Source organism: Pseudomonas sp. NY15463 (genome assembly GCF_048068415.1).
Classification (GTDB): Bacteria; Pseudomonadota; Gammaproteobacteria; order Pseudomonadales; family Pseudomonadaceae; genus Aquipseudomonas; species Aquipseudomonas mosselii_C.
Genome location: NZ_JBLUQD010000001.1, coordinates 173,393 through 198,274 on the forward strand (window position 1 = coordinate 173,393; position 24,882 = coordinate 198,274).

Annotated in this window: 24 protein-coding genes; 15 read left to right on the forward strand and 9 right to left on the reverse strand. The window is 62.8% G+C overall.

Going from position 1 to position 24,882, the window contains the following annotated elements; genetic code table 11:
* Positions 1 to 145 precede the first annotated feature (145 nt).
* On the reverse strand, positions 146 to 1,519 hold the full coding sequence (locus ACNFIC_RS00900) for an MFS transporter (protein ID WP_138217340.1): 1,374 nt from the start codon (positions 1,517 to 1,519) through the stop codon (positions 146 to 148).
* A gap of 461 nt (positions 1,520 to 1,980) precedes the next feature.
* Between ACNFIC_RS00900 and quiC the strand changes: the two genes are divergently transcribed.
* The gene (quiC, locus tag ACNFIC_RS00905) at positions 1,981 to 3,888 is read left to right on the forward strand and encodes a 3-dehydroshikimate dehydratase QuiC (protein WP_138217341.1); all 1,908 of its coding nucleotides are present in this window, start codon (positions 1,981 to 1,983) and stop codon (positions 3,886 to 3,888) included.
* Positions 3,889 to 3,952: 64 nt separating this feature from the next.
* Here the strand turns inward: quiC and ACNFIC_RS00910 are convergent, their stop codons facing one another.
* From ACNFIC_RS00910 to ACNFIC_RS00920, 3 genes are all read right to left on the reverse strand, one after another.
* Complete coding sequence (locus tag ACNFIC_RS00910; RefSeq protein ID WP_416779336.1) at positions 3,953 to 4,603, reverse strand: TIGR04211 family SH3 domain-containing protein; 651 nt, start codon at positions 4,601 to 4,603, stop codon at positions 3,953 to 3,955.
* A gap of 222 nt (positions 4,604 to 4,825) precedes the next feature.
* Positions 4,826 to 5,845, reverse strand: coding sequence for a branched-chain amino acid aminotransferase (locus ACNFIC_RS00915; protein WP_138217343.1), 1,020 nt, complete (start codon positions 5,843 to 5,845; stop codon positions 4,826 to 4,828).
* 238 nt (positions 5,846 to 6,083) lie between these two features.
* Positions 6,084 to 6,434, reverse strand: a complete 351-nt coding sequence (locus tag ACNFIC_RS00920; protein ID WP_138217344.1) for a hypothetical protein — start codon at positions 6,432 to 6,434, stop codon at positions 6,084 to 6,086.
* Positions 6,435 to 6,802: 368 nt separating this feature from the next.
* On the opposite strand from ACNFIC_RS00920, the gene ACNFIC_RS00925 reads away from it, so the two are divergent.
* The 12 genes from ACNFIC_RS00925 to ACNFIC_RS00980 all read left to right on the forward strand — a co-directional run bounded on the left by ACNFIC_RS00925 (position 6,803) and on the right by ACNFIC_RS00980 (position 16,742).
* Entirely contained in the window at positions 6,803 to 7,549 is a 747-nt protein-coding gene (locus ACNFIC_RS00925; RefSeq protein ID WP_240791714.1) for an urease accessory protein UreD, read from the forward strand.
* A 10-nt stretch (positions 7,550 to 7,559) separates the two neighbouring features.
* Positions 7,560 to 7,862 (forward strand): urease subunit gamma, encoded by a 303-nt coding sequence (locus tag ACNFIC_RS00930; protein WP_138217346.1) that lies wholly within the window; start codon positions 7,560 to 7,562, stop codon positions 7,860 to 7,862.
* Between the two features lie 10 nt (positions 7,863 to 7,872).
* Complete coding sequence (locus ACNFIC_RS00935; protein WP_138217347.1) at positions 7,873 to 8,190, forward strand: urease subunit beta; 318 nt, start codon at positions 7,873 to 7,875, stop codon at positions 8,188 to 8,190.
* Positions 8,187 to 9,890, forward strand: coding sequence for an urease subunit alpha (ureC, locus tag ACNFIC_RS00940; RefSeq protein ID WP_138217348.1), 1,704 nt, complete (start codon positions 8,187 to 8,189; stop codon positions 9,888 to 9,890). The genes ACNFIC_RS00935 and ureC overlap by 4 nt, the downstream gene beginning before the upstream one ends.
* Before the next feature lie 45 nt (positions 9,891 to 9,935).
* On the forward strand, positions 9,936 to 10,427 hold the full coding sequence (ureE, locus tag ACNFIC_RS00945; RefSeq protein ID WP_138217349.1) for an urease accessory protein UreE: 492 nt from the start codon (positions 9,936 to 9,938) through the stop codon (positions 10,425 to 10,427).
* 17 nt (positions 10,428 to 10,444) lie between these two features.
* Positions 10,445 to 10,990, forward strand: a complete 546-nt coding sequence (locus tag ACNFIC_RS00950; RefSeq protein WP_138217350.1) for a HupE/UreJ family protein — start codon at positions 10,445 to 10,447, stop codon at positions 10,988 to 10,990.
* A complete protein-coding gene (locus ACNFIC_RS00955; protein WP_416779340.1) occupies positions 10,990 to 11,664 on the forward strand; it encodes an urease accessory protein UreF in 675 nt (224 codons plus the stop codon). Before ACNFIC_RS00950 ends, ACNFIC_RS00955 begins: the two co-directional genes overlap by 1 nt.
* Positions 11,665 to 11,675: 11 nt before the next feature.
* Positions 11,676 to 12,299 (forward strand): urease accessory protein UreG, encoded by a 624-nt coding sequence (gene ureG / locus ACNFIC_RS00960; RefSeq protein ID WP_138217352.1) that lies wholly within the window; start codon positions 11,676 to 11,678, stop codon positions 12,297 to 12,299.
* A 148-nt stretch (positions 12,300 to 12,447) separates the two neighbouring features.
* Positions 12,448 to 12,687 carry a hypothetical protein gene (locus ACNFIC_RS00965; protein WP_416779343.1) on the forward strand — a complete coding sequence of 80 codons (240 nt, stop codon included), beginning with the start codon at positions 12,448 to 12,450 and terminating at the stop codon, positions 12,685 to 12,687.
* Positions 12,688 to 12,797: 110 nt separating this feature from the next.
* The gene (locus ACNFIC_RS00970) at positions 12,798 to 13,313 is read left to right on the forward strand and encodes a sigma-70 family RNA polymerase sigma factor (RefSeq protein ID WP_138217354.1); all 516 of its coding nucleotides are present in this window, start codon (positions 12,798 to 12,800) and stop codon (positions 13,311 to 13,313) included.
* Complete coding sequence (locus ACNFIC_RS00975) at positions 13,310 to 14,251, forward strand: FecR domain-containing protein (RefSeq protein WP_416779345.1); 942 nt, start codon at positions 13,310 to 13,312, stop codon at positions 14,249 to 14,251. The genes ACNFIC_RS00970 and ACNFIC_RS00975 overlap by 4 nt, the downstream gene beginning before the upstream one ends.
* A gap of 115 nt (positions 14,252 to 14,366) precedes the next feature.
* Positions 14,367 to 16,742, forward strand: a complete 2,376-nt coding sequence (locus ACNFIC_RS00980) for a TonB-dependent siderophore receptor (RefSeq protein WP_416779347.1) — start codon at positions 14,367 to 14,369, stop codon at positions 16,740 to 16,742.
* A 383-nt stretch (positions 16,743 to 17,125) separates the two neighbouring features.
* Here the strand turns inward: ACNFIC_RS00980 and ACNFIC_RS00985 are convergent, their stop codons facing one another.
* From ACNFIC_RS00985 to ACNFIC_RS01000, 4 genes are all read right to left on the reverse strand, one after another.
* On the reverse strand, positions 17,126 to 17,428 hold the full coding sequence (locus tag ACNFIC_RS00985; RefSeq protein WP_416779349.1) for a bacteriocin immunity protein: 303 nt from the start codon (positions 17,426 to 17,428) through the stop codon (positions 17,126 to 17,128).
* A 164-nt stretch (positions 17,429 to 17,592) separates the two neighbouring features.
* The gene (locus ACNFIC_RS00990) at positions 17,593 to 17,844 is read right to left on the reverse strand and encodes a bacteriocin immunity protein (RefSeq protein WP_416779351.1); all 252 of its coding nucleotides are present in this window, start codon (positions 17,842 to 17,844) and stop codon (positions 17,593 to 17,595) included.
* Complete coding sequence (locus ACNFIC_RS00995; RefSeq protein ID WP_416779353.1) at positions 17,816 to 19,546, reverse strand: S-type pyocin domain-containing protein; 1,731 nt, start codon at positions 19,544 to 19,546, stop codon at positions 17,816 to 17,818. Before ACNFIC_RS00995 ends, ACNFIC_RS00990 begins: the two co-directional genes overlap by 29 nt.
* A gap of 445 nt (positions 19,547 to 19,991) precedes the next feature.
* Complete coding sequence (locus tag ACNFIC_RS01000) at positions 19,992 to 21,416, reverse strand: PLP-dependent aminotransferase family protein (protein WP_416779354.1); 1,425 nt, start codon at positions 21,414 to 21,416, stop codon at positions 19,992 to 19,994.
* 429 nt (positions 21,417 to 21,845) lie between these two features.
* Here ACNFIC_RS01000 and ACNFIC_RS01005 point away from each other — a divergent pair, with 429 nt between their 5' ends.
* Both ACNFIC_RS01005 and tam read left to right on the forward strand, forming a co-directional pair.
* On the forward strand, positions 21,846 to 23,255 hold the full coding sequence (locus tag ACNFIC_RS01005; RefSeq protein ID WP_416779356.1) for an amino acid permease: 1,410 nt from the start codon (positions 21,846 to 21,848) through the stop codon (positions 23,253 to 23,255).
* A 171-nt stretch (positions 23,256 to 23,426) separates the two neighbouring features.
* Entirely contained in the window at positions 23,427 to 24,203 is a 777-nt protein-coding gene (tam, locus tag ACNFIC_RS01010; protein WP_138217364.1) for a trans-aconitate 2-methyltransferase, read from the forward strand.
* A gap of 115 nt (positions 24,204 to 24,318) precedes the next feature.
* Here the strand turns inward: tam and ACNFIC_RS01015 are convergent, their stop codons facing one another.
* Positions 24,319 to 24,882, reverse strand: a complete 564-nt coding sequence (locus ACNFIC_RS01015; RefSeq protein WP_416779358.1) for an NUDIX hydrolase — start codon at positions 24,880 to 24,882, stop codon at positions 24,319 to 24,321.

Below are 24,882 nucleotides of genomic sequence, written 5' to 3' on the forward strand. Positions count from 1 at the left end.
ATTCGGTGACGAAGCGAACAGAGAAGGGGGCATTGCCTAATGCCAGTCAGTTAAGCCTTTGTTGCAGTAGTTGGGGTCGCAAAGCGGCCCCATTGGCTTAACTGACTTGCATCAGGGCATTGCCCCCTTCCCATCGACAAGGCTCTTAGTGGCTGAGCACCTTCAAGCTATCGCGGCGGCTGGCCTCGTAGGCTTCGCGCTCCATCGGCTTGGCCTGTGGATTGCCCAGGTCTTCCATCGCCAGGCGATGCGTCTCGGGTGCCAGGTACGCGGCAAAGGCGCATACGCACGTGATGAAGAATGCCAGGCTACCTACAACCAGCGGAATGTTGTCCGAGCCAGGCGGGGCAACGGCGGCGAACAGCGCCGGCAGCATGGCGGTCAGCATGGTGCCGATGTTCTGCGCGATGGCCATCGCCGACACCCGGTAGCGGGTTTGGAACAGCTCAGGGTAGAAGCTTGGGAACACCGCGTTGTAGCCCTGGTAGACCATGCCCCACATGACGATCGAGGCGGCGAATGCCAGCGGCACGTTTTGAATGCTGATCGCGTACAGGTAGACGAACGCCAGCAGGCCCGAGCCCAGGCATCCGGCGATCATGGTTGGGCGACGGCCGATCTTGTCCGACAGATTGCCCACGAACGGAATGACCAGTACCGCGACGATGTTGCCCACCACCGGAATCCACAGGTACACGCTCTTGTCGAAGCCGATGCCATAGGCCGGTTGCACGGCATAAGCTGCACCGAAAATGGTCGCCACCACCGGGATCACGTTCATCAGGGCCATGAACATCACCAGCACCATATGCCGGCCACTGTGACGGAACGCTTCGCCGATTGGCGACTTGGCCACTTTGTCCTGTTTCTCTTCCTGGACGAAGGCGGGCGTCTCGTGCACTTCCTTGCGGATGATGAAGCCTGCGATCAGCACCAATGCGCTCATCAGGAACGGAATGCGCCAGCCCCAGTCGTTGAACGCCTCGCTCGGCATGAAGTAAGCCAGCGGCAGGAATACCGCGGCAGCCATCACCTGACCGGCCTGTACGCCCTGCAGTGTGAAACTGGCGTAGTAGCCTCGACGTCCGAACGGCGCATGCTCCATGATCATGGAGCTGGCCCCGGAGATCTCGCCGGCCACCGCGAAGCCCTGGATCAGGCGCAGCACGACCAGCAATGCCGGGGCCAGCATGCCGATGTCGTGGTAGGTGGGCAACAGGCCCACGGCCATGGTCGAAATACCCATGAGGAACATGCACAGCAGCAGCACGTTCTTGCGCCCGCGGGTATCGCCCCAGTGGCCGAGCACGAAGGCACCAACCGGGCGTGCCAGGTAGCCCACGCCATAGGTGGCCAGCGAGGCGATGATGGCCATTTTCGGGTCGGTGGAGGGGAAGAATATCTGCGGGAAGATCAGCGCCGCCGCTTGGGCATAGATGAAGAAATCGTAGTATTCGAGGGCAGAGCCGATCCATCCGCTGGCGGTGGCTTTCTTGGCTTGGGAGCTTGAGCGGGCCATGTTGTCTCCGTTGTTCTTGTCAGGGGCCGTGGGATCAGCGTGCGCAGCGGCTACGCGACATACCAGGGCGCGGGCTGTGAGAAGAAGACGAACGAGGCGATGCGGATCGCAGGGCGAAGGAGGTGTGCATAGGTCGGTACCCGTTTTATTGAACTTATTATGTGGTGACGCTGGGCTTTGCGGCGCAGGACCTGCCGAACGACCGGCGTGGCAGCAAGAAGGGGCGACAGGCCCTGCGACTGGTGATCATGGTTGTTCACGGGATGCAGCGAATCAATTCACCGAAACGGGTTTTGTGCGGTAATCGAACAAAAACTAACTGTTTCGTACAAAGTGCATTGCGGGCCTGACTTTACCTGCGAATAATCGATCATGCCAGTTGATAGGGCGCGTTTTACAGCCTTGCCTTATCGCGGGGCAAGCCCGGTTTCCTGCACACGCCAATAACAAGGAACTCCTCCATGCAGCGTTCGATTGCCACCGTGTCCCTCAGCGGCACCCTGCCAGAGAAGCTCGAAGCCATCGCCGCTGCGGGCTTCGACGGCGTCGAGATCTTCGAGAACGACCTGCTGTACTACGCAGGCAGCCCCCGCGAGATCCGCCAGATGTGCGCCGACCTGGGCATTGCCATCACCTTGTTCCAGCCGTTTCGCGATTTCGAAGGCGCGCCCCGTGAGCGCCTGCAAAAGAACCTCGACCGGGCCGAGCGCAAGTTCGACCTGATGCAGGAGCTTGGCACCGACCTGGTGTTGGTGTGCAGCAACGTGCAGCCTGATGCCCTGGGCGACGAGGGCCTGCTGGTGGACGATTTGCGCCTGCTGGCCGAACGTGCCGGCCAGCGTGGCCTGCGTATCGGCTACGAGGCCCTGGCCTGGGGGCGCCACGTCAACACCTACCAGCAGGTCTGGAACCTGGTGCGCCAGGCCGACCATCCGGCCCTGGGGGTGATCCTCGACAGCTTCCACACGCTGTCGCTCAAAGGGGATCCGGCGGCGATCCGCGACATTCCGGGAGACAAGATCTTCTTCGTGCAGATGGCCGATGCGCCGATCCTGGCTATGGACGTGCTGGAGTGGAGCCGTCACTTCCGCTGCTTCCCCGGGCAGGGCGAGATGGACCTGTCGGGCTTCCTGGCGCCGATCCTGGCTACCGGGTATCGCGGGCCGCTGTCGTTGGAGGTGTTCAACGATGGTTTTCGCGCCGCGCCGCCTCGGCAGAACGCCGCCGATGGCCTGCGTTCGCTGCTGTACCTGGAGGAGAAGACTCGCCTGCAATTGCAGCGCGAGGCGCGCGAGGTCGAGCCGGGCGTGTTGTTCGCACCGGCGCCTGCCAGCCGCTACGAGGGCGTCGAGTTTCTTGAGTTCGCTGTCGACGAGGCGGTCGGTGCGCGCCTGGGTTCCTGGCTCAAACGCCTGGGCTTCGCCGAGGCTGGCGCACATCGTAGCAAGGCGGTGAGCCTGCTACGCCAGGGTGATATCAATATCGTGCTCAATGCCGAGCCGTATTCGTTCGCGCACAACTTCTTCGAGGCCCATGGCCCTTCGCTGTGCGCCACCGCCTTGCGGGTGACCGACAGCCAGACCGCCTTGCACCGCGCCACCGCCTATCGCGGCCAGCCGTTCCGTGGCCTGGTGGGCCCCAACGAGCGCGAAATTCCAGCCGTGCGCGCGCCTGACGGCAGCCTGCTGTACCTGGTGCAGCCCGACGCCAGCGGTCAGACCATCTACGACACCGACTTCCGTCTGGACGGCGTGGCCGAGGCCAGTGGCGGCCTGCTGCGCATCGATCACATGGCTTTGGCGCTGCCGGCCGAGGCACTGGACAGCTGGGTGCTGTTCTACAAGAGCCTGTTCGATTTCACCGCGGATGACGAAGTGGTGTTGCCTGACCCGTATGGGTTGGTCAAGAGCCGCGCCTTGCGCAGCCCATGCGGCACCTTGCGCGTGCCACTGAACATTTCCGAGAACCGCAACACTGCCATCGCCCATGCGCTGTCCAGCTATCGTGGGTCGGGCGTGCACCATATCGCCTTCGATTGTGCGGATATTTTCCGGGAGGTGGCACGCGCCAAGGAGGCGGGCGTACCGCTGCTGGACATTCCGCTGAACTATTACGACGACTTGGCCGCGCGCTTCGATTTCGACGACGAGTTTCTCAGCGAGCTGGCGTATTACAACGTGCTCTACGACCGTGACGCGCAGGGCGGCGAGCTGTTCCACGTGTACACCGAGCCGTTCGAGGGGCGTTTCTTCTTCGAGATCCTGCAACGCAAGGGCGGGTATGCCGGTTACGGTGCGGCCAACGTGGCGGTGCGCCTGGCGGCGATGGCCAAGGCGCGCAGTGGCGCGGGGCGCTCGACCAAGCTTTGAGGGGGCAGGGCCGTCGCCCGCCTGGATCGCCCCGGCCAGGGCGCTCCAGGCAAGCGCAGCCGGTTCAGAACCAGCGGTCGTTGCGCTTGCGCCCGCGGCTCAGCGCCGGCAGGATCAGCCCCGCCAGCAGGCCTGCTCCGGCAATGCTGCCGCCGTACACCATGTAGCGCATCATCACTTGCTTGTTCTCGTCACCCAGCCGCGCCTGGGTGTCGCGCAGGCTCGACTGGCTCTGTTCCAACTGCTCGTTAAGTGCTTTGTTGCGGGTTTCCAGCTCGTCGATCAATGCCTTGCGCGAGTCCAGCGTCTCCTGCATGCCTTGCACACGCTGTTTCCAGCTGTCATCGATAGTCTTGAGCTGGCCCGACAGTTCGGCGACCTGCTGGTCGAGTTGCGGCAAGCGCTCGGCCTGGCCGGGCTCGGCCTGAAGGTCGCTGCTCAGGATCCACACCAGGTCGCCACTTTGGCCACGCACCTGACTGTAGTTACCCTGGCTGGCGACGAGGGTGACTTTCTGCCCGGACTTGAGCGAGCCAACGATGCGGTGGCCGTCGGTAGGGCCACTGCGTACGTACGTGCTCAGGCTGTCGCTGACCCAGCGTGCGTCGCTGGCCGACTCTTCGGCGTGGACCGGAGCGGCGAGGCCGATCAGGGCGGCGATCAGGCCGCCGCGCAGGGCGGGAAGGGCGGAGTTGGCGGGCTGCTTGTCTGGCATGGTGGTCTTCGCTGAAACAGGACAAATGTAGGCCCGGTGAATGGGCCGGCGAACGGGTCTGGTGAATTGACCGTCAGCCAAAGACCGTTTTTTTGTAAGCAGGTTCACTGCTTGGCGTAGGAAATGCCCTCAGAGTTCCAGTGAAGTGTTGCCGGATGTGCGCAGAAACGAAAACGGGGCAGGCCATCGCTGGCCTGCCCCGTTCGTTGTGTTTCAGGTGTCTTAGGCGACCTTGACGATCCAGCCAGCCGGTGCCTCGATGTCACCGCTCTGGATGCCGGTCAGCTCGTTGTAGAGCTTCTGGGTGACCGGACCTACCTTCTCCAGGTCGTGGAACACATGCAGCTTGCCGTTGTACTCGATGCCGCCGATCGGGGTAATCACTGCAGCGGTGCCGCAGGCGCCCGCCTCGACGAAACGGTCGAGCTTGGCAATCTCGACATCGCCTTCGATGACCGTCAGGCCCAGGCGCGATTGAGCCAGTTCCATCAGCGACAGTCGGGTGATGCCTGGCAGCACCGAAGCCGATTTCGGCGTGACGAACTCGTTGTTGGCGGTGATGCCGAAGAAGTTGGCCGAACCGACTTCTTCGATCTTGCTGTGGGTCAGCGGGTCCAGGTAGATGGCGTCGGCGAAGTTGGCTTTCTTCGCTTCGGCACCCGGTTGCAGGCTAGCGGCGTAGTTGCCGCCGACCTTGGCGGCGCCGGTGCCTTGCGGTGCGGCGCGGTCGAAGCTGGAAATCTGGAAGTTGTGCGGCTTCATGCCGCCTTTGAAGTACGAGCCGACCGGGATGGCGAACACCGAGAAGATGAACTCCGGGGCGGTGCGCACGCCAATGTTGTCACCCGTGCCGATCACGAACGGACGCAGGTACAGGGCACCCTTGCCATGCGGCGGGACGAAGCGTTCGTTGGCCTTGACCACTTGTTTGCAGGCTTCGATGAACACATCGGTGGGCACGGCCGGCATGAGCAGGCGCGCGCAGCTGCGCTGCATGCGCGCGGCGTTCTGGTCGGGACGGAACAGGTTGATCGAGCCATCCTTGCAGCGATAGGCCTTGAGGCCTTCGAAGCACTGCTGGCCATAGTGCAGGGCCGTGGAGCCTTCACTGATGTGCAGCACGTTGTCTTCGGTCAGGGTGCCCTTGTCCCACTCGCCGTCGCGCCATACGGACAGGTAGCGTTTGTCGGTCTTGATGTAGTCGAAGCCCAGCTTGTCCCAGTTAATGCTTTCGTTGCTCATGACACCCTCATTGCTCAACGCCCGAACACGGCGGGCTGCTTATATATGCGCACCCCGCCACCTTAATACATCCCGGGCGTATCGGAAACGTCCGGTCGTAGAATCTACGGGGCGTGCATGCGCAGGGTCATTCGGTGTCGAGGTAGCGATGGCGATGATGGAACAGGCTTGAGCCGGTGCAGATCAGAAAGGGCACGGCTATCAACCACTCCAGGCCCAGATATTGTGCGCAGCGATTTCAACGCAACCGCCGGTTCCAGTCCCCGCCCTGGTCGCGCCAGCACGCCTCTTCGCTGTCGAAGCGCACATGCCAGGCCACATGGTCGAGGTGGATGCCGGCATCCTTCAGCGCTTGTCCGGTCAGTCCGAGCATGCGCGCCCGCGCTTCACCGGCCAGGGCTTGGGCCTTGGCCGTGTCGTCGCTGAACACCCAGGTGATGCGCAGGCTGGCGGGGAAGTCGTCCAGGTCGACGCGGTGGGTGAGCCAGGCGAAACCGACGATCTCGGACTGGGCGGTGGTGCAGGCCTCGGTCAGGCAAGCGATCATCTCGCGTTCCAGGCGTGCCAGTGCGCGTTTGTTGCCAGCCATCGATCAGTTCTCCGGGGTGTGCCTTGTCGCGGTGCGTCAGTGTAGCGGCGTTGGCACCGCACTGGGGCGCTGATTGCCCCTCGATTGCACAGGTTTGGCTGTGCGCAGGTAGCCATTCGCACCCATGTACGAAAATTCATTTTGATTAATCCGGCGACTTGGCCTGCAACCTGCAATATCCCGTTCCAAGAATTTTGATCGAATGGTCAGGCGCGTGCCCTGGCGGGGTGCCTTGTGCACCAAGGCATGGCGCGTAGGGCCAAGGATTACAGGGGTAGGGCATGTCGTTGCCGGAGCACATCGAGTCACAGGGCCAGCATGAGGGATGGCGTGCGCATCTGCATTTGCGCTTCGTCCTGCGTGAGGGTGTGACCCGCCTTGGTGCGCGTCGCCATTATGGACCTCTTTTGGTGCAAAGACCGTTTTACCCGGAAGGCGGTCCTTGCCATGTCTACGTCTTGCACCCACCAGGCGGGATCGTTGCCGGTGACCGCCTGGAGCTGGACATCCACCTCGAACCTAGCAGTCATGCGTTGCTGACCATGCCCGGCGCGAGCAAGTTCTATCGCAGTATCGGCCCCACCGCGTACCTGGCCCAGCACTTTCACCTGGCCGCTGGCAGCGTGCTGGAGTGGTTGCCCCAAGACAGCATTTTCTTCAATGGTGCCCGCGCCAGTCTCGACAGCCGCTTCACCCTGGAGCCCGGCGCCCGTCTGCTGGCCTGGGAGACCCTGTGCCTGGGCCGCCCGGTGATGGGCGAGCGCTTCGAGCAGGGCGCGCTGGACAGCCGCCTGCGCATCGAACTGCCTGACGAACCCGGCCTGCACGAACGCCTGCGCATCGCCGGCGGGCAACTGGCCAAGGTCGGTGATCACCCGCTGCTGGCGACCTTCTGCGCCGCCCCGGCAGACGCAGCAGCGCTGGAGCGGGTGCGCGAGTTGCTCGATGAACTCAACACCCCTGCCGGTGCGACCCTGCTCGGGTCGCTGCTGGTGATCCGCCTGCTCGACCACGACAACCAACATTTGCAACGCAACCTGCAGCGCCTCTGGCACCTGCTGCGTCCGGCCGTGCTCGGCCTGGCGCCGTGCCCGCCGCGCATCTGGGCCACCTGAGAGAGCCATCATGGAGCTGACCCCGAGAGAGAAAGACAAACTGCTGCTGTTCACCGCCGCGTTGCTGGCGGAACGGCGCCTGGCCCGTGGCCTGAAGCTCAACTACCCAGAGGCGGTGGCGCTGATCAGCGCTGCGGTGCTCGAAGGTGCTCGCGACGGCCGCACTGTCGCTGAGCTGATGAGCCTGGGCCGCGAGGTGCTGGGGCGCGAGCAGGTCATGGACGGGGTGGCAGAAATGCTCCACGACGTCCAGGTCGAAGCCACATTCCCCGACGGCACGAAGCTTGTGACCGTGCATGACCCCATCGTCTGAGGAACTGCCCATGATTCCCGGAGAAATCCAGGTCGCCGATGGCGACATCGAACTGAATGTCGGCCGCGCTACCGTCAGTGTCAGCGTTGCCAACCACGGCGACCGTCCGGTGCAGGTCGGTTCGCACTACCACTTCTATGAAGTCAACGACGCCCTGGTGTTCGAGCGTGAACCGACCCGTGGTTTTCGCCTGGACATTCCAGCCGGCACCGCGGTGCGCTTCGAGCCGGGTCAGGCGCGCAGCGTGCAACTGGTTGCGTATGCCGGCAAGCGTGAGGTGTACGGCTTTCAGGGCAAGGTGATGGGCGCGCTGGAGGAGCAGGCATGAGCCGTATTTCAAGGCGCGCCTACGCCGACATGTTCGGCCCCACCGTGGGTGACCGCGTGCGCCTGGCCGACACGGCGCTGTGGGTCGAGGTGGAAAAGGACTTCACCGTCTACGGTGAAGAGGTCAAGTTCGGCGGTGGCAAGGTCATTCGCGACGGCATGGGGCAAGGCCAGATGCTGGCCTGCGAGGCCATGGACCTGGTGCTGACTAACGCCCTGATCATCGACCACTGGGGTATTGTCAAAGCCGACATCGGCGTCAAGCATGGGCGTATCGCAGTCATCGGCAAGGCCGGTAACCCAGACGTTCAGCCTGGCGTGACCGTGCCGGTGGGGCCGGGCACCGAAGTGATCGCCGCCGAAGGCAAGATCGTCACCGCCGGCGGCATCGACTCACACATCCACTTCATCTGCCCGCAGCAGGTCGAGGAAGCGCTCACCAGTGGCGTCACCACCTTCATCGGGGGTGGAACGGGCCCGGCCACCGGCACCAACGCCACCACCTGCACGCCGGGGCCTTGGTACCTGGCGCGGATGCTCCAGGCCGCCGATAGCCTGCCGATCAACATCGGCTTGCTGGGCAAGGGCAACGCCTCGCAGCCCGAGGCGCTGCGCGAGCAGATCGCCGCTGGCGCCGTGGGCTTGAAGCTGCACGAGGACTGGGGCTCGACCCCGGCGGCTATCGACTGCTGCCTGGGCGTGGCCGAAGAGATGGACGTCCAGGTGGCGATCCACACCGATACCCTCAACGAGTCCGGCTGTATCGAGGACACCCTGGCGGCCATCGGCGATCGTACCATCCACACTTTCCACACCGAGGGTGCCGGTGGTGGCCACGCCCCGGACATCATCCGCGCGGCGGGGCAGGCCAACGTGCTGCCATCGTCCACCAACCCGACCTTGCCGTACACGGTCAACACCGTGGACGAGCACCTGGACATGCTCATGGTGTGCCACCACCTGGACCCGAGCATTGCCGAGGATGTGGCCTTCGCTGAATCGCGCATCCGCCGCGAAACCATCGCGGCCGAGGACATCCTTCACGACATGGGCGCGTTTGCCATGACCTCGTCCGACTCCCAGGCCATGGGCCGGGTCGGCGAAGTGGTGCTGCGCACCTGGCAGGTGGCGCACCAGATGAAAGTGCGCCGCGGCCCGCTGGCACCGGACAGCAGCTACAGCGACAACTTCCGGGTCAAGCGCTACATCGCCAAGTACACCATCAACCCGGCGCTGACCCATGGCATCGCGCATGAAGTGGGCTCGATCGAGGTGGGCAAGTTGGCCGACCTGGTGCTCTGGGCGCCGGCGTTCTTCGCGGTCAAGCCGGCCTTGGTGATCAAGGGTGGAATGATCGTTACAGCCCCCATGGGCGATATCAACGGCTCGATCCCGACCCCGCAACCGGTGCACTACCGGCCGATGTTCGGCGCGTTGGGCGCGGCGCGGCATGCCACGCGCATGACTTTCCTGTCGCAGGCCGCGATGGATCGAGGCCTGCCCGAGCAATTGAAGCTGCAAAGCCTGATTGGCGTGGCCCACGGCTGTCGTCGGGTGCGCAAGGCCGACATGCTGCACAACACCTTGCAGCCGCTGATCGAGGTCGACTCGCAGACCTACCAGGTGCGCGCCGATGGCGAGCTGCTGGTGTGCGAGCCGGCGACCGAGCTGCCGCTGGCGCAGCGCTATTTCCTGTTTTGACGGTATGCCCCAGCGCCAGCCTGATTTTGTGTGAAAGGAGTGAACATGATCGTACTTACCCGCAGGCTCAGCGACGCCGACACCGTGACCGGCAGTGTCACCTTGAGTGTTGACAGCCGCATCAAGAGTCGTCTGCGCGTGACCCTGGACGATGGCCGGGAAGCCGGGCTGATGCTCGAACGCGGGCACCTGCTGCGCGGTGGCGAGTTGCTGAGCGACGCCGAAGGCGTGCAGGTGATTCGCGTACTGGCAGCCCCGGAGGCGGTATCCACGGTGCGCTGCGCCGACCCCCACCTGTTGGCCCGCGCCGCCTATCACCTGGGCAATCGCCATGTGCCGTTGCAGATCGAACCGGGTTTGCTGCGCTACCAGCACGACCATGTGCTCGACGACATGCTGCGTGGCCTGGGCCTTGAGGTACAGGCCGAGCAGGCGCCGTTCGAGCCTGAGGCCGGCGCTTACCAGAGTGCGCCGCACGGCCACAGTCATTCGCATGGCGACGATCATCCGTTCGTGCGCCTGCCCGCCCATAACTGAACCTCCCGGAGTCCATGATGAAGAAGACCCTCGCTGTGTTGCTGCTGATGGTGGCCGTCCCGGCCTTCGCCCACCCTGGCCACGATGCCAACCCGCTACAAGATGGCCTGCTGCACCCGCTGACAGGGCTCGATCACTTGCTGATGTTGCTCGGCACCGGCGTGCTCGCGGCGCTGACCGGCCGCACCCTGGCGCTGCCGCTGGCGACCTTGGCGGCGATGTTTGGCGGTGCCGTGTTTGGTCATTTGTTCGGTGACGTGGTGGGCATGGAACAGATGATCCTCGGCTCGTTGGTGGTGGCGGCCGCGGCCATGCTGCTGCCCCGTCGTCAGCTGTTGCTGTCGCTGATCATGCCGGTGTTCGCCCTGTTCCATGGATGGGCCCACGGCGTGGAAGCGACCCCGAGCGCGTTCTGGCAGTTCAGCGCAGGCTTCGTCACCGTCAGTGGCCTGCTGCTGGCCGCAGGCTTCGCCTTGGGCTGCGTGCTGCGCAGGCATGCTGGCTTGCAAAAGGCCTTCGGCGGTGGCCTGCTGGCGGGCGCTGCACTGGTCATGGCCGGCTGATGAACGCCGACCTTGCGCTGCTGCGCCTGTTGCAACTGGCCAGCCCCGGCCTGCCGGTGGGTGGCTTCACCTACTCGCAGGGCCTGGAGTGGGCGGTGGAGGCCGGCTGGGTGAAAGACACCGCAGGCTTTGCCGCCTGGCAGCGCGAGCAGTTGCACGACACCCTCGGACATCTCGACTGGCCGCTGCTGGCGCGGCTGTACCACGCCAGCCTTGCCGACGACGCCGAGGCGTTCGCTCACTGGAGCCGTTTTCTGCTGGCCAACCGTGAAACCGCCGAACTGCGCCTGGAAGAACAGCAACGCGGCAGCGCCCTGGCGCGCCTGCTCGATGGCTGGCAATTGGGCCAGGACGCGCCGTGGCGCAGCAGCCTCGAACTCAGCCAACTGGGCGGCATGGCCTGGCTCGGCGCGCATTGGGGTATCCCACTGCGCCAGCTCGCTCTGGGCCATGGCTTTGCCTGGCTGGAGGGGGCGGTGATGGCCGGGGTCAAGCTGGTGCCGTTCGGCCAGCAGGCGGCCCAGACCCTATTGCGCGACCTGGGCGAGGAATTGCCCGCTGTGCTCGAACAAGCCTTGCTGCTCGGTGACGACCAGCTCGGCGGCGGCCTGCCGCTGTTGGCCATCGCCTCGTCACGCCATGAAACCCAATACACCCGTTTGTTCCGTTCCTGAGGACTGCCTAGATGGAAAACTACCAGCAACCCCTGCGCGTCGGTGTCGGCGGCCCGGTCGGTTCCGGCAAGACCGCGCTGCTCGAATGCCTGTGCAAGGCCATGCGCGACCACTACCACATCGCCGTGGTGACCAACGACATCTACACCAAGGAAGACCAGCGCATCCTCACCGAAGCCGGTGCGCTGGAGCCTGAGCGTATCGTCGGTGTAGAGACCGGCGGTTGCCCGCACACCGCGATCCGCGAAGATGCCTCGATGAACCTGGCAGCCGTCGAAGGGCTGGCGCGCAAGTTCGGCAACCTAGAGGTGATTTTCGTCGAAAGCGGCGGCGACAACCTCAGCGCCACCTTCAGCCCGGAGCTGGCTGACCTGACCATCTACGTGATCGACGTCGCCGAAGGCGAGAAGATCCCGCGCAAGGGCGGACCGGGCATCACCAAGTCGGACTTCCTGGTGATCAACAAGACCGATCTTGCGCCGTACGTCGGCGCCTCGCTGGAGGTGATGGAGCGCGATACTAACCGTATGCGCCCCGAACGGCCATGGACCTTCAGCAACCTGAAGAAGGGCGAAGGTTTGCAGGCCGTGATCGACTTCATCGTCGAGCGCGGCATGCTTGGCGTCAGGGGCTGAAACGGCTGTCGATTGCTTGCCGGGTAGGGCGTCCCGGTGCCTATGGGGGGGCTGCGCACGTTACGGTCGCCAGCAGGTTCGGGGCGGCCTTGCGACTCCTAGCAGGTGCCGTGTCCTGGGCCTTGGCAGCCCTACCAAGGAGTAAATCATGAGCATGAAAGTACTGGCCTTTATTGCATCGCTGATGCTGGCTGGCGCAGCGGTCGCCCAACAGTCGGATGACCCAGAGCCACTGGATCCAACAAGCGTAGAAGCCGATAGCGCGCAGGGGCACGAGCCGCGCTCGCGTGTACGGCGGGGAGTTGGGCCTGTCGTTTCCATGGCCTGCGCCTCTGGCCTTAAGTCGATTGGCGACGACTGCATTCCAGTCAGCATCGAGTTCGAATGATTTTTTGAAGCACGGTGGGGCCGGGCGTTTTGCCTGGCCTCACCCCTTGGCAGGTATACGACAACAAAATATAATAAGTCGCATTTACATTTTGTTCATGTGCCGATCCGATGACCAACCGCTACGCGGTACCTGACCCCAGCATCGATACCCTCTACCGCGAACACCGCAGCTGGCTTCACAGCTGGCTGCAACGGCGTCTGGGCGATAGTTGGGCCGCCGCGGACCTGACCCAGGACACTTTCGTACGCGTGCTCGCCGCGCAGCAGGCGCGCACCTTGCCCAGCCTGCGCGAGCCGCGCGCCTACCTGCTGACCGTGGGCCGACGCCTGTTGGTCAACCATTTCCAGCGCCGCGACCTCGAACGGGCCTACCTTGAAGCCCTTGCGAACCTGCCCGAAGCCTTGGTGCCATCGCCCGAACAGCGCTGGCTGTTGCTGGAGACCCTGCACGCCCTCGACGAGTTGCTCGATGGCTTGCCGCGCGCGGTGCGCCAGGCGTTCCTCTGGTCGCAGCTCGAAGGACTGGGCTATGCGGCCATCGCCGAACGGTTGCGGGTGAGCGAGCGTACTGTCAAGCGCTACATGGCCCAAGCCTACGAGCACTGCCTGCTGGTGGAACTGTGAGCCGCGACGCTACGGCGCGCCAATTGGCACGAGAAGCGGCGCAGTGGCTTGCGTTGCAGGACGCCGGCACGCTGAGCACTCAGCAGGCCCAGGCGCTTGCCCGCTGGCGCCAGCGCAGCGCCGCGCATGAGGCGTTGTGGCAAAAGGCCGAGGCCTTGCGTCGGCGCTTTGCCGAGGTGCCCGCACCGCTGGCCGTGGCGTGCCTGGATCGTCCCGATCCAGGCCGTCGCCGCCTGCTGGGCCAGGCCCTGGCCTTGGGGGGGATGGCGCCATTGGCTTGGCTGGCGTACCAGCAACTGCCGCTGGCCAGCTGGCGCGCCGACCTACATACGGCCACCGGTGAACGACGCGGACTGACACTGCCCGATGGCAGTCGTCTGCAGCTCAATACCGCCACGGCGGTAAACCTGGATTTCCGCCAGGGGCATCACAGCCTGCAATTGGTCGAGGGCGAAATCGCGGTGGACGGCAGCGGACCGCTGCAGGTGGAAACCGAACAGGGGTTGCTGCGGGCCTGGGGGGCCAGTTTCTGCGTGCGCCAGGTGCCAGGGCAATGCTGGGTATCGGTTAGCCGTGGGCAGCTCGATCTGCAACCGCTGGCCGGCCCGACGCTGCGCCTGGTGGCCGGGCAACGGGCTGTGCTGATGGCCAATGGGGTGGGCACGCGGGAGGCATTCGATGTGCAGTTGCCGGGTTGGCAGCAAGGTTTGCTGATTGCCGACAACCAGCCGCTGGGTGAGGTGCTGCGCGAGCTGCGCCGCTATCGTCCGGGCCTGTTACGTTGGGATCCGGCGCTGGAGCCGTGGCGGGTGACCGGCACGTTCCAGCTCGACGATATTGATCGGATCTTCGCGTTGCTGGCTGCCAGCCTGCCGCTGGAAGTGCGTTACCGGACGCGCTACTGGGTGTCGCTGGCGCCCCGGCAGTTGGCCGGCTGAGCCGTTGGACTGGCCAAGCGGCCCGGACCTCTCTTTTACAAAATCACTGTCCCTTTTTTTTCGCTCGCCTGTCATTCAGGGCATCACTCCGTCAACACGAGCATTCTGGATGTCCATGAGCCCTCTGCTGCGCCCGCTTTCCACGCCCCTTTTATTGCTTGCTCTGGGCTTGCCCGGCGCCGTCCAGGCCGCTGACAGCGCACGGCGCAATGTCGATGTACCGGCCGGCAGCCTGGCCGGCGCGTTGACCCGCTTCGCCGGCCAGGCCGGTGTCAACCTGTCGGTGGACCCGGCGCTGGTGGCAGGGCGCAGCAGTGCCGGGCTGCGTGGCGAGTACAGTGTCGAGGAGGGCTTCCAGGCTCTTTTGCACGGCTCGGGACTGCAACTGGTGCCGGCCGGGCAGGGTGGCTACACCTTGCTGCCACAGGTCCAGAGTGAGGAGGGCGCGCATCAGTTGCCCAGCACCACCATCAACGGCCAGGGCTATGCTCCAGCCGATGACGCCTATGCCGGTGGTCAGGTGGCGCGGCGCGGCAACCAGGGCTTGCTGGGCGAGCGCGACTTCATGGAGACGCCATTCAACATGACCTCGTACACCAGTGAGGCGCTGCAGAACCAGCAGGCCCGCACCCTTGCCGATGCCGTGGCCAATGACCCCTCGGTGCGCACCACCAACCCCTCGGCTGGGCGTTTCGAGCAGTTCTCGATACGCGGTTTCAGCTTGTATAACAGTGATGTTGCCTACGGTGGTCTGTACGGGGTGCTGCCGACCTATTCAATCGACATGGAACTGATCGAGCGGGTCGATATCCTCAAGGGGCCGGGCGCCTTGCTCGGCGGTCTGGCGCCCAACGGCAGCATTGGAGGCGGGGTCAACATCGAGCCCAAGCATGCCGGCGACGCCCCTTTGACTGAGTTCACCGCCCTGTATGCCTCGGCGGGGCAGGGCGGCGGACACGTGGACATTAGCCGGCGCTTTGGCGAGGACCAGCGTTTTGGCCTGCGCCTGAACGCTGTACGCCAGTCGGGCGATACCGAATGGGATCATCAGCGCCTGGAGCGCGACGGCGCGGTACTGGGTTTCGATGTGCGCGGCGAGCGCGCGCGGGTGTCGCTGGATATCGGGCACCAGGCGCGAGATGTCGATGCACCCATGGAGCGGGTTGCCCTGAACCCTGGGGTGAAGGTGCCGGATGCCAAGGACGTACACCACAACTTTGCCCAGCCCTGGAGCTATTCCAAGGCCCAGGACACCTTCGGCGCCTTACGCGGCGAGTACGATGTCAGCGACAGCTGGATGCTCTACGGCGCCGTGGGCGCGCGCAAGGGCGACTACGATTTTTTGCGCCACAACGTACAGGTGGTCAACGATGCCGGGCGCTTCACTGTCAGCCCACGGGCGTTCCAGCGTGAGGAGGACGTGCGCACCGCAACGATTGGCGCGCGCAACTGGTTCAGCACTGGCGCTGTCGCGCATACCCTGAACCTGAGCTTGAACCGTTTCGAGTTGACCTTCGACAACAGCGGTGCCCGCTATGCCACTGGCGTGAGCAACCTGTACGACCCGGTCGCGCTGCCGACGCCGGGCATCGCGACCCGCGCCGACGATCCGACCCACACCGAGACCGTGCTCTCCAGCCTGGCCCTGGCCGACACCCTGAGCCTGGCTGATGATCGCGTGCTGCTGACCCTCGGCGCTCGCCTGCAGCGGGTCGAGGTGGACAGCGACACCGACGGCGTGCCTGAGCAGGCCTACGACGAGCGTGCCACCTCGCCGGCCATGGGCCTGGTGTGGCGCACCACCGAGCAACTGTCGCTGTACATGAACTACATGGAAGGCCTGACCCAAGGCCAGACCGCAGGCGAGGGCCTGGACAACAATGGCCAGGTGTTCGCGCCATTTCGCAGCAAGCAGCTGGAGGTTGGCGCCAAGTACGACATGGGCCGCTTTGCCGCCACGCTCAGCCTGTTCCGCATCGAGCGGCCGATGTACTACACCGAGCAGAACGTCCTGCGCGACGACGGCGAGCAGCGTAACCAAGGCCTTGAGCTGAATCTGTTCGGTGAGCCGCTGGACGGCGTGCGGGTACTGGGCGGTGCGATGTTCCTCGACGCGACCCAGGTACGTACCGCAGGCGGTCGCACCGACGGTAACCGGCCTATCGGCACCCCGGTGGTCAACGCCAACCTGGGCGTGGAGTGGGATATCCCTGCTGTGCAGGGCCTGACCCTGAGCGCGCGGATGATCCACACCAGCAACCAGTACCTGGACCTGGCCAACACCCAGAAGCTCGACGCCTGGCAGCGTTACGACCTGGGTGCGCGCTATGCGCTGAAGCTTGGTGGCAAGGACGTGACCCTGCGCGCCAGCGTGGAAAACGTGCTGGACAAGGCCTACTGGGTGTCGGCCAACGTACCGGAAGGCACCGCCACCGGCTTGACGATGTCGACCCCGCGCACCTGGCTGATGTCGGCCACCGTGGGCTTCTGATCGATCAGCGGCGCCGGGGCTGGCAGGGGTCCGGCGTATTCGCAAGGCGCCTTTGATCTTGGTCGGGTATACCTGTGCTTGGGGGCAGTGCAGTTAAATTTATGCTGTAGGATGTTCGGCGCTTTTTTCCCCTCAATAGGCATGGCGACCTGGCTAACTTCTACCCATGCGTTGCGGGTTTTGAAGACAAGCGTGGCAGCGGCGCGGGGGAGGGGTAAATCTCAACCTGCCCACCGCGCCAGCGAGGCTGAGTTCATGGTCCAGCTGTAGGTGGCGCTGGCTGCGGTGACGACCGATAGATTTGCCCGTTCAAACTGATCCCAGTCACCAACGCCGCTTCGAATACGAAGCGGCGTTGGCCTTTTTAAGGCTGCATGACAGATTTAATCTTGTCGGAATCCCGGCTTTCCATTTGCAGCAAGCCATTCCTTAATCACCGAGATCACTCCGGCAGGGCTATCTTCTACACCCTCGGCAGGATAGTAAATGAGGTCGCTTTTGTCCGGGTGATCAATAAGGCTTTCAAAATGATCGATGAGCTGATTGATATGCACGCCCAGTGCATCGCCTTTGAGTTGACTTGGATTTTCGAAGAATTCTTTTAGAAATTCGGTAAGCTCAGCTTCTGAGTATTCATCGATTTTATATTTTAGAATTATTTCACGATTTTCTGTTGGGTTCGACATTGTAGGGTCCCGTTGGCCTTGGTCGAGTCGACCTTTGCTTGGGGCGGCGAGGTTAAATCTATGTTGTAGGGTGTTCGGCGTTTTTTCTCGGCGCTCGAGAGGGTGTTCCTGATGACGCAAAGCCCCTCATCACTTGGGTTGGGCTTTGCGTCGATTGTGAAGTTTTATTCGGTTTTGAAACCTGGTTTGTTGTTTGCTAAGCGCCACGCTTTTATCACTGCGACGACAGCTTCTGGGCCATCCTCTCCAGGGTTTGGATAATAAAGTAGGTCGGACTTTCTCGGGTGTTCGGAAATTCGTTCGAACTCGAATATTTCATCAATGTGAGCTTGGTCGGTTGGGTAGTCGCCTTCATAGATTTCTGAGACGTATTTTAAAAATTCGCTCTCAGTGAAGTCGCTGATTGTCTTTTTCATTGTTTTCGCCGTAATGGATTGTATGATGCTGTTTGGGCGTGACTATTGTTAAGTTCTCTGAGTTGTAGACGTCGCCACCTTCGGAAATCGGTATTTTGTGATGAATTTGAAGCGAAGCGATGTTTCCTACCCGCTCATGCACGCGGGCCAGAGGGGGCCTTCCTCTTCTCATCCTCCCAATGCTGCCGGGGCCAAATTGGGCACTTAGAAATGGATCATCCGCCACCGCCTTCCACAGTGCATTCCTGTAAGCGGTCCAGTTCCTGAATGACAATCCTTTCAGCAGGGTGGCTACTTGAGCAGGTATGGGAGCACCCTCAAGTGTTTCAACGTGCTTAGACCAAGACTCGCCAACCTCAACTCCGTTACCGTTACCAGTCCCCGGCTCCTCCCGCCGATCCCGAAACATTACATACAGCGGTGGCAGCCCCGAGTCTGCCGGAAACACGATGATGTAGTCATCCAGGCTAGCGTCGGCGACCTCTGGGTAGCTGTCGATCCTCACCTCGACAGGTGTCAGCGTCGCCCCTTCATAGACCGGAGGCTCCGGTCGCTCGGCAGGCAGCGTGGTGGAGGCATCAGGTGGTTGTGCGATCGGTGTCCACGTCAGTGTCCGCGATGGTATGTCCGCAGTGACTACGCTGTAGACGTTGCGTTGTGGGTCGTGAGTGGCAGCCAGGATGCGCACCTGGGCAGGCACGGTTTGTCCGTCGGTCTTGACGACGAAGATTTCCGAATCACCCGCTGCCGTGGTCCGAGAGCCGAAACGAAAAGGAAGGTCGGCATGACTGGCTGTCGGATTGCCGGGCGCCATTGCTTTGCTGAGGTCAGGATCCAGCCCCTCGAGCGGGGTTTGCAGAAGATAGCGTTCCGGCAGTTCACCGTTGCCCAGCCGGGATGGCACCAGCATGGCAATGGTGCCGACCGCGAGCCCTGCTGCGACACCTGCACCGAGTCCGACCAAGGCGCCAATGGCCGCTTGAATCGCGCCGAGCAGGGAGAATCGGGCGATGTTGGTGATTACCGTTCCGGCTGCGGTGACGATGACCGGGCTGCTGACTGCAATGGCCGAATAGCTATTGGCTCGCCTGATGGCTTCGGCAATGGCGGCTTCGGCTACTTGTTGTGCGTTCTGAGCATGCAGCAGCGCCACCGTTGCGGTAGCGGCTTGTTCTTGTTGCTGAAGAAGTTGCACCACCTGGGCCAGGGTCTTGGCGTCATAAGCGGTATAGAGCCCGTCGGTGAACGATTGGACAGCGGAGTGCTCAAGGCTTGCCCCTGCGTGTCGAATGAATTCGCCGAACAGGGTCGAGTCTGTTGCGGATACAGGATCGAAGTTGAAATACTTGCTCAGCGCGCCACGGAGTTCAGACAGTTCTGATTGTTTTTCAGTGATGAGGCGTTGGAGGACCTGTTGCCGGGTGGTCGCGATTTCAAGTTCGCTTCCACTGGCGCTGGATAGTTCTGCTTCTACTTCTTCGGTGACGATATTTTTCAGCAGTAATATATGCCGCTCGTGTGCCTGGCGCACTTTATTTCGAATGGCAACGCCTATTTTTCCGGCATGGTGGCGCCGGATGGCATTGTCGGTTGCGCCAGGATCAAACGAATTTGATAACAAACCTTCCAGGTCGACGGGCGTGATCCGGTATTTGCCGTCAGCACGGACAAGTTGAGCGGGGAGTATGACAGGGTCCTGCATGGGGTTCCTCCATGTAACGCTAGGCAGGTGGTTTGGCGAGCGTTCTTATTGCACGGAAGTGCATGGGAACGCCTGCTTGATAAGGGCTAAAGCTAGATTCTCAATGGTGGTTTAAATGATGGATGTGCGCCGGAAGACGGTCCCTGGCTGACGAGTTTATTGTTGTTTTTGGAAGCTCTAAATAGGTGTTTGGCACAGGCGAATTGATGCTTCCAGACATAACGGTTTAAAGCCATGCTGCGGAGAAAGTTTTTATACTTTGCCGCTCAGATGGCTGTTGGAATAGTCAGGAATTTCCAATCTGCCTTGAGAGAATTTTCCCGCAGAGCTGGATGAAAACTGGAAGATAAGTGTTGGAGCTTTCGCTGCGCGTGCTCCTGGGGCCTGGCGGAACGGCGTCAGTCGTGTATTGCGGTCCTTGAGTTCGAGATCAATACGGCGGTATTTACATCCCACCACGCCGCACATGCTTGACCAATACCTTCTCCAGCAACTCCCACATCGCCGGATCCGTACTGAACGCCACATTGAAGCGCATCCATCCAGTGGCCTTGGCATCGACCATGAACAACTGCCCAGGCCCGAGCATGATGCCTTTTTCCAGCGCATCGTCGAGCAGCGCGGCGCTGTCGGGGATCGCCGGGTGGCGGGTCCAGATGTACATGCCTTCGTCCGACTCGATGAACAACTCGAAACCCAGTCGGTGCAGGTGCCGGCCGACTTCCTGATGCGCCTCGGCCAGGCGCTGGCGCAGGCGCTTGAGGTGCTTGCGCCAGCGCCCGTCGATGATCGCGGCGTAGACCACGCGCTCCATCACCTGCGAGGTGGTCAGGCCTGAGCGCATCTTCAGATGAACCAACTGCTGGGTAAGTTCGGGATTGGCCAGCACGTAGCCCACGCGCACGTTGGGCGAGATGCTTTTCGAGTAGCTGCCGACGTACACCACCTGTTGCAGGTGGTCGAGGCTGGCCAGGCACGGCAGCGGGTCGGCGATCATGTCGGCGTACAGGTTGTTCTCCACCAGCCGAAAACCGTGCTGGCTGGCCAGTTGCAACAAGCGGTGCAACTGCGTCAGCGGGGTGCGCGAGCAGGTCGGGCTGTGCAGGTGCGGCTGGGTGAAGAAGGTCGTGGGCCGGTGGTGACTGAGCAGGCGTTCGAGCTGGTCGAGGTCGTAGCCGGCCGGGGTGCGTGGCACACCGACCAGGGTCGCACCCTGGGTGCGCAGGATGCTCATCAGGTTGGGGTAGCCGGGGTCGTCCACCAGCACCACGTCACCCGGACGCACCAACGTGCGTACGGCCAGATCCAGGGCCTGGCTGGCGCCGTGGGTGAGCATCAACTGCGCAGGGTTGGCAACGATCGACAACTCTTGCTGCAGGTTCTGCGCGGTCAACGCGCGCAATTCGGCAAGGCCCATCGGGTCGCCGTACCCGGACAACTCCAGTGGGCTGCCAGCTACCTGGCGTAGGCCACGGCGCAGGCCTTCCTCGTACATCCAGTCGTTGGGCAGCCAGCCGCACCCTGGCTTGTACGGCAGTTGGCGGATTTCGAAGATCTGTTGCAGGTACCACTCGGAATTGAACGTTGGGCGCGAGGTGTCGGTTTCGACGCTCTGAGTCTCCAATAGCTCGCTTGCCGCACGATTGACGAAGAACCCCGCATTGCCCTTGCTGACCAGCAGGCCCTGCGCCACCAAGCGGTCGTAGGCTTCCACCACGGTGAAGGTGCTGACCGAGTAGGTCGAGGCGAACGCGCGGATCGACGGGACCTTCGCGCCGGGCTTGAGGGTCTGGTTGTCGATCAGCTCACGCAGCCCGTCGATGATCTGGTTGACCAACGGGGTAGGGGAATCCGGGTGTAGCTGGAGCATTCGAAGGTGCCTTCAGGGGTGCGTAACGCCAAGCGCCTGCAGGGTGTATTGCATTGGCGGCCTGTACAGTGCAGTGAGGATTTCATGCCACTGTGCATGGCTCTCTGTGTCAGACATTTTTACATTACGTGTCAGATATATCCAACACAGCGCGTACCAGCGTCATGAACAATCACAAAATCGCCGCTTTACCGTCGAGGCATGCCTCGCATCTTCTTTCTGCCCGGTCGGCCGCCTTCGGGCCGCCCCCAGCATGGTTCAGTTCGTTCAGAGGGCAACCTCTGACGGCGTAAGCAGGCCGCCACGGATGGCCTGCGTGTGCACTGCACACCTCCCTGCCCGCATTAGCACTGATGTACAGGTGAGACCGACGACCATCGGGGTTTCACAGTTTTCCTTGGATAAAAAGAAGCACGGGGTACACAACTGATGGACGCAACATCCACATCCACCACCGCGAATGGCGGGCACGAGAGCAAGCTCAGTGCCTCGCTGAAGTCGCGCCACCTGACGATGATGTCCATCGCCGGGGTTATCGGCGGCGCGCTGTTCGTCGGTTCCGGCAGCGTCATACACAGCGCCGGCCCAGCCGCCGTGCTGGCTTACCTGGCGGGCGGCATCCTCGTGGTGCTGATCATGCGCATGCTCGGGGAGATGGCGACGTCCTCGCCAGACACCGGCTCGTTCTCCACCTACGCCGACCGCGCCATCGGTCGCTGGGCCGGTTTCACCATCGGCTGGTTGTACTGGTGGTACTGGGTGATTCTGATGGCCTGGGAAGCCTACGTGGCTGGCAAGATCCTGCACGGCTTCTTCCCTGATGTCAGCGTCAACGTGTTCGTGCTGGCCACCACGCTGGTGCTGATCACCGTCAACTTCTTCAACGTCAAGCACTACGGTGAGTTCGAGTTCTGGTTCGCGCTGATCAAGGTGGTGGCGATTGTCTGCTTCCTGGTGGTGTGCACCGCGGCGGTGATGAACATCTGGCAGTTTGGTGAAGTGCGCGGCATCACCCACCTGACCGCCGAAGGCTTCATGCCCAACGGCATCACCACGGTGATCGGTGCGCTGCTTGGGGTGATGTTCGCGTTCCTGGGCGCTGAGATCGTGACCATCGCGGCCTCCGAAGCTAAAGACCCGGCCACCCAGATCGTCCAGGCCACCAACTCGGTGGTGTGGCGTGTATGCCTGTTCTATGTGGGCTCGATCTTCCTGATCGTCTGCCTGGTGCCGTGGAACGACCCGCAACTGGGCGTCTCCGGCTATGGTGCCTACCGTCGTACCCTGGAACTGCTGGGGGTGCCTTACGCCGAGTTGCTGATGAACTTCGTGGTGCTGACTTCGGTGAGCAGCTGCCTGATCTCCGGCCACTACACTGCTTCGCGCATGCTGTTCTCCCTGGCCCAGCGTGGCGATGCGCCGCGCCTGTTCAAGTTCACCCGCACTGGCACCGGTGTACCGGTGAACGCGATCATCGGCTCGTGCCTGGTGGCGGTGTTCTGCGCCCTGATCAACTTTAGCGACGCGCTGCGTCCGAAGGACGTGCTGGAAACCCTGATGAACACCACCGGCATGATTGCCCTGCTGGTGTACCTGGTGATCGCCTTCTCGCAGCTGCGCATGCGCCGCAAGCTGATCGCCGAAGGTAAGGAAGTGCGCTTGAAGATGTGGCTGTTCCCGTGGCTGACCTACCTGGTGATCGCGTTCATCGTGGTCTGCCTGGTGGTGATGGCGTTCCTGCCTGACTACCAGATCCTGGTGATCTCCACCGGCATCGCTGCTGCGGTGGTGGTGGCCATGGGGGTGGTGCACCAGATTCGCTGCGCCAAGCGCCAATAAGCGTTTGAAGCGATGACCGACGGCCGGGCCCTGTGCGGGGGCCGGCCGTTTTTGCAGTTGCTGGTGTGGTCTTGCGGCGGTTGTGCAATGCCTGCCCGTAGGTGTGGCTGTGCGCCGCGATAGGGCGGTTTCTGGCGTATGCTAAGCGCAACGCTACCCAAGGAGCCCGCCATGTCTTGGTCTGCCACTCAGTACTCGCTCTTCGAAGACGAACGCACCCGTGCCGTGCGTGACTTGCTTGCTGCCGTTCCGCCGCGTCCGGTACGCCACGCCACCGATTTGGGCTGCGGCCCTGGCAATTCCACCGAAGTGCTGCTGCAGCGCCATCCCGATGCTCAGGTCACCGCGTTGGACAGTGACCCTGACATGATCGACAAGGCCCGTCAGCGGCCACGCCTGAGCATCCCACGGGTGCGCTGTGAAATCGCTGACATCGCCAGTTGGCAGGCTAGCGAGCCCCAGGACCTGATCCTCGCCAATGCCTCGCTACAGTGGGTGCCCGACCACGGCAGCCTGTACCCGCATCTGGTGCGTCAGCTCAGTGAAGGCGCAAGCCTGGCGGTACAGGTTCCCGACAACCTCGATGAGCCGGCTCATCGGCAACTGCGCGAGATCGCGGCGCGTGGGCCCTGGGCCGACAAGTTCGCCGACTTCGCGTTGCCGCCCCGGCATAACGCCGCCTTCTACTACGACCTGCTGAGCCCGCTGTGCGCGCGGGTGGATGTCTGGCGCACCACCTACCATCATCCGCTGCTTGGCGGCGCCGAGGCGGTGGTGCAATGGTTCAAAGGCTCGGCGCTGCGGCCTTATCTGGCGCGACTGGATGATCAGGAACAGGCCGACTTCCTGCAGTTGTACCTGCAAGCCATGCAGCATGACTACCCGCAGGCTACGGATGGCAAGGTGTTGTTGCCGTTCCCGCGTCTATTCGTGGTGGCGACGCGTTAGGCGCCCGCGCGGCTGGGTAGCACAGGGTTTTCGTTGAGGGCGGCGTCGGATCGGCGAGGGTGTCTGGACGTTGTTTGCGTTGACGGGCCTGCGCCCGTCACGCCAGGGCTGCTCATCAGCGAATGAAGTGCACCTTGCCGGTATTGTCATTGCCCATGTAGATCCCGTAGACACCCGCCTGACGTTCGAGGATGTAACGTTCGAGGATCTGTCGGATGGCTGGGTAGTAGATCTCTTCCCACGGAATTTCATCAGGCTCGAAGAACCGGTAGGCTAGGGTTTCGGGCCCGAAATCGCCGGTCTCCTCGGTGGCGATGGCGCGGAAGATGATGTACACCTCGCTGATTTTCGGCACGCTGAAGATCGAGTAGGGCGAAACGATCTCGGCGCGCACGCCACTCTCTTCCCAGACTTCGCGCAGCGCCGCCTGCTCGGTGCTCTCGCCGGCCTCCATGAAGCCTGCGGGCAGGGTCCAGGTGCCGGGACGCGGTGGGATCGCGCGCTGGCACAAGAGGTACTTGCCATCGCGTTCGATGATGCAGCCGGCGATGATCTTCGGGTTGACGTAGTGAATGTAGCCGCACCCGGCGCAGTGCAGGCGTTCGTGGGTATCGCCGTTGGGCACGCCCCGGGCCAGTTCCGTGGTGCAGTGCGGGCAGTAGCGCGGGGCGGTGGGCAT

Excerpts from the sequence above, each read along its gene's own strand:
- quiC (WP_138217341.1), top strand. The coding sequence starts at position 1,981 with ATGCAGCGTTCGATTGCCACCGTGTCCCTCAGCGGCACCCTGCCAGAG.
- ACNFIC_RS00980 (WP_416779347.1), top strand. The coding sequence starts at position 14,367 with ATGAGCCCTCTGCTGCGCCCGCTTTCCACGCCCCTTTTATTGCTTGCT.
- ACNFIC_RS01000 (WP_416779354.1), bottom strand. The coding sequence starts at position 21,416 with ATGCTCCAGCTACACCCGGATTCCCCTACCCCGTTGGTCAACCAGATC.
- ACNFIC_RS00900 (WP_138217340.1), bottom strand. The coding sequence starts at position 1,519 with ATGGCCCGCTCAAGCTCCCAAGCCAAGAAAGCCACCGCCAGCGGATGG.
- ACNFIC_RS00935 (WP_138217347.1), top strand. The coding sequence starts at position 7,873 with ATGATTCCCGGAGAAATCCAGGTCGCCGATGGCGACATCGAACTGAAT.
- ACNFIC_RS00970 (WP_138217354.1), top strand. The coding sequence starts at position 12,798 with ATGACCAACCGCTACGCGGTACCTGACCCCAGCATCGATACCCTCTAC.
- ureG (WP_138217352.1), top strand. The coding sequence starts at position 11,676 with ATGGAAAACTACCAGCAACCCCTGCGCGTCGGTGTCGGCGGCCCGGTC.
- ACNFIC_RS00930 (WP_138217346.1), top strand. The coding sequence starts at position 7,560 with ATGGAGCTGACCCCGAGAGAGAAAGACAAACTGCTGCTGTTCACCGCC.
- ACNFIC_RS00990 (WP_416779351.1), bottom strand. The coding sequence starts at position 17,844 with ATGAAAAAGACAATCAGCGACTTCACTGAGAGCGAATTTTTAAAATAC.
- tam (WP_138217364.1), top strand. The coding sequence starts at position 23,427 with ATGTCTTGGTCTGCCACTCAGTACTCGCTCTTCGAAGACGAACGCACC.
- ACNFIC_RS01015 (WP_416779358.1), bottom strand. The coding sequence starts at position 24,882 with ATGCCCACCGCCCCGCGCTACTGCCCGCACTGCACCACGGAACTGGCC.
- ACNFIC_RS00955 (WP_416779340.1), top strand. The coding sequence starts at position 10,990 with ATGAACGCCGACCTTGCGCTGCTGCGCCTGTTGCAACTGGCCAGCCCC.
- ACNFIC_RS00985 (WP_416779349.1), bottom strand. The coding sequence starts at position 17,428 with ATGTCGAACCCAACAGAAAATCGTGAAATAATTCTAAAATATAAAATC.
- ureE (WP_138217349.1), top strand. The coding sequence starts at position 9,936 with ATGATCGTACTTACCCGCAGGCTCAGCGACGCCGACACCGTGACCGGC.
- ACNFIC_RS00995 (WP_416779353.1), bottom strand. The coding sequence starts at position 19,546 with ATGCAGGACCCTGTCATACTCCCCGCTCAACTTGTCCGTGCTGACGGC.
- ACNFIC_RS00920 (WP_138217344.1), bottom strand. The coding sequence starts at position 6,434 with ATGGCTGGCAACAAACGCGCACTGGCACGCCTGGAACGCGAGATGATC.
- ACNFIC_RS00950 (WP_138217350.1), top strand. The coding sequence starts at position 10,445 with ATGAAGAAGACCCTCGCTGTGTTGCTGCTGATGGTGGCCGTCCCGGCC.
- ACNFIC_RS00965 (WP_416779343.1), top strand. The coding sequence starts at position 12,448 with ATGAGCATGAAAGTACTGGCCTTTATTGCATCGCTGATGCTGGCTGGC.
- ACNFIC_RS00910 (WP_416779336.1), bottom strand. The coding sequence starts at position 4,603 with ATGCCAGACAAGCAGCCCGCCAACTCCGCCCTTCCCGCCCTGCGCGGC.
- ureC (WP_138217348.1), top strand. The coding sequence starts at position 8,187 with ATGAGCCGTATTTCAAGGCGCGCCTACGCCGACATGTTCGGCCCCACC.
- ACNFIC_RS01005 (WP_416779356.1), top strand. The coding sequence starts at position 21,846 with ATGGACGCAACATCCACATCCACCACCGCGAATGGCGGGCACGAGAGC.
- ACNFIC_RS00915 (WP_138217343.1), bottom strand. The coding sequence starts at position 5,845 with ATGAGCAACGAAAGCATTAACTGGGACAAGCTGGGCTTCGACTACATC.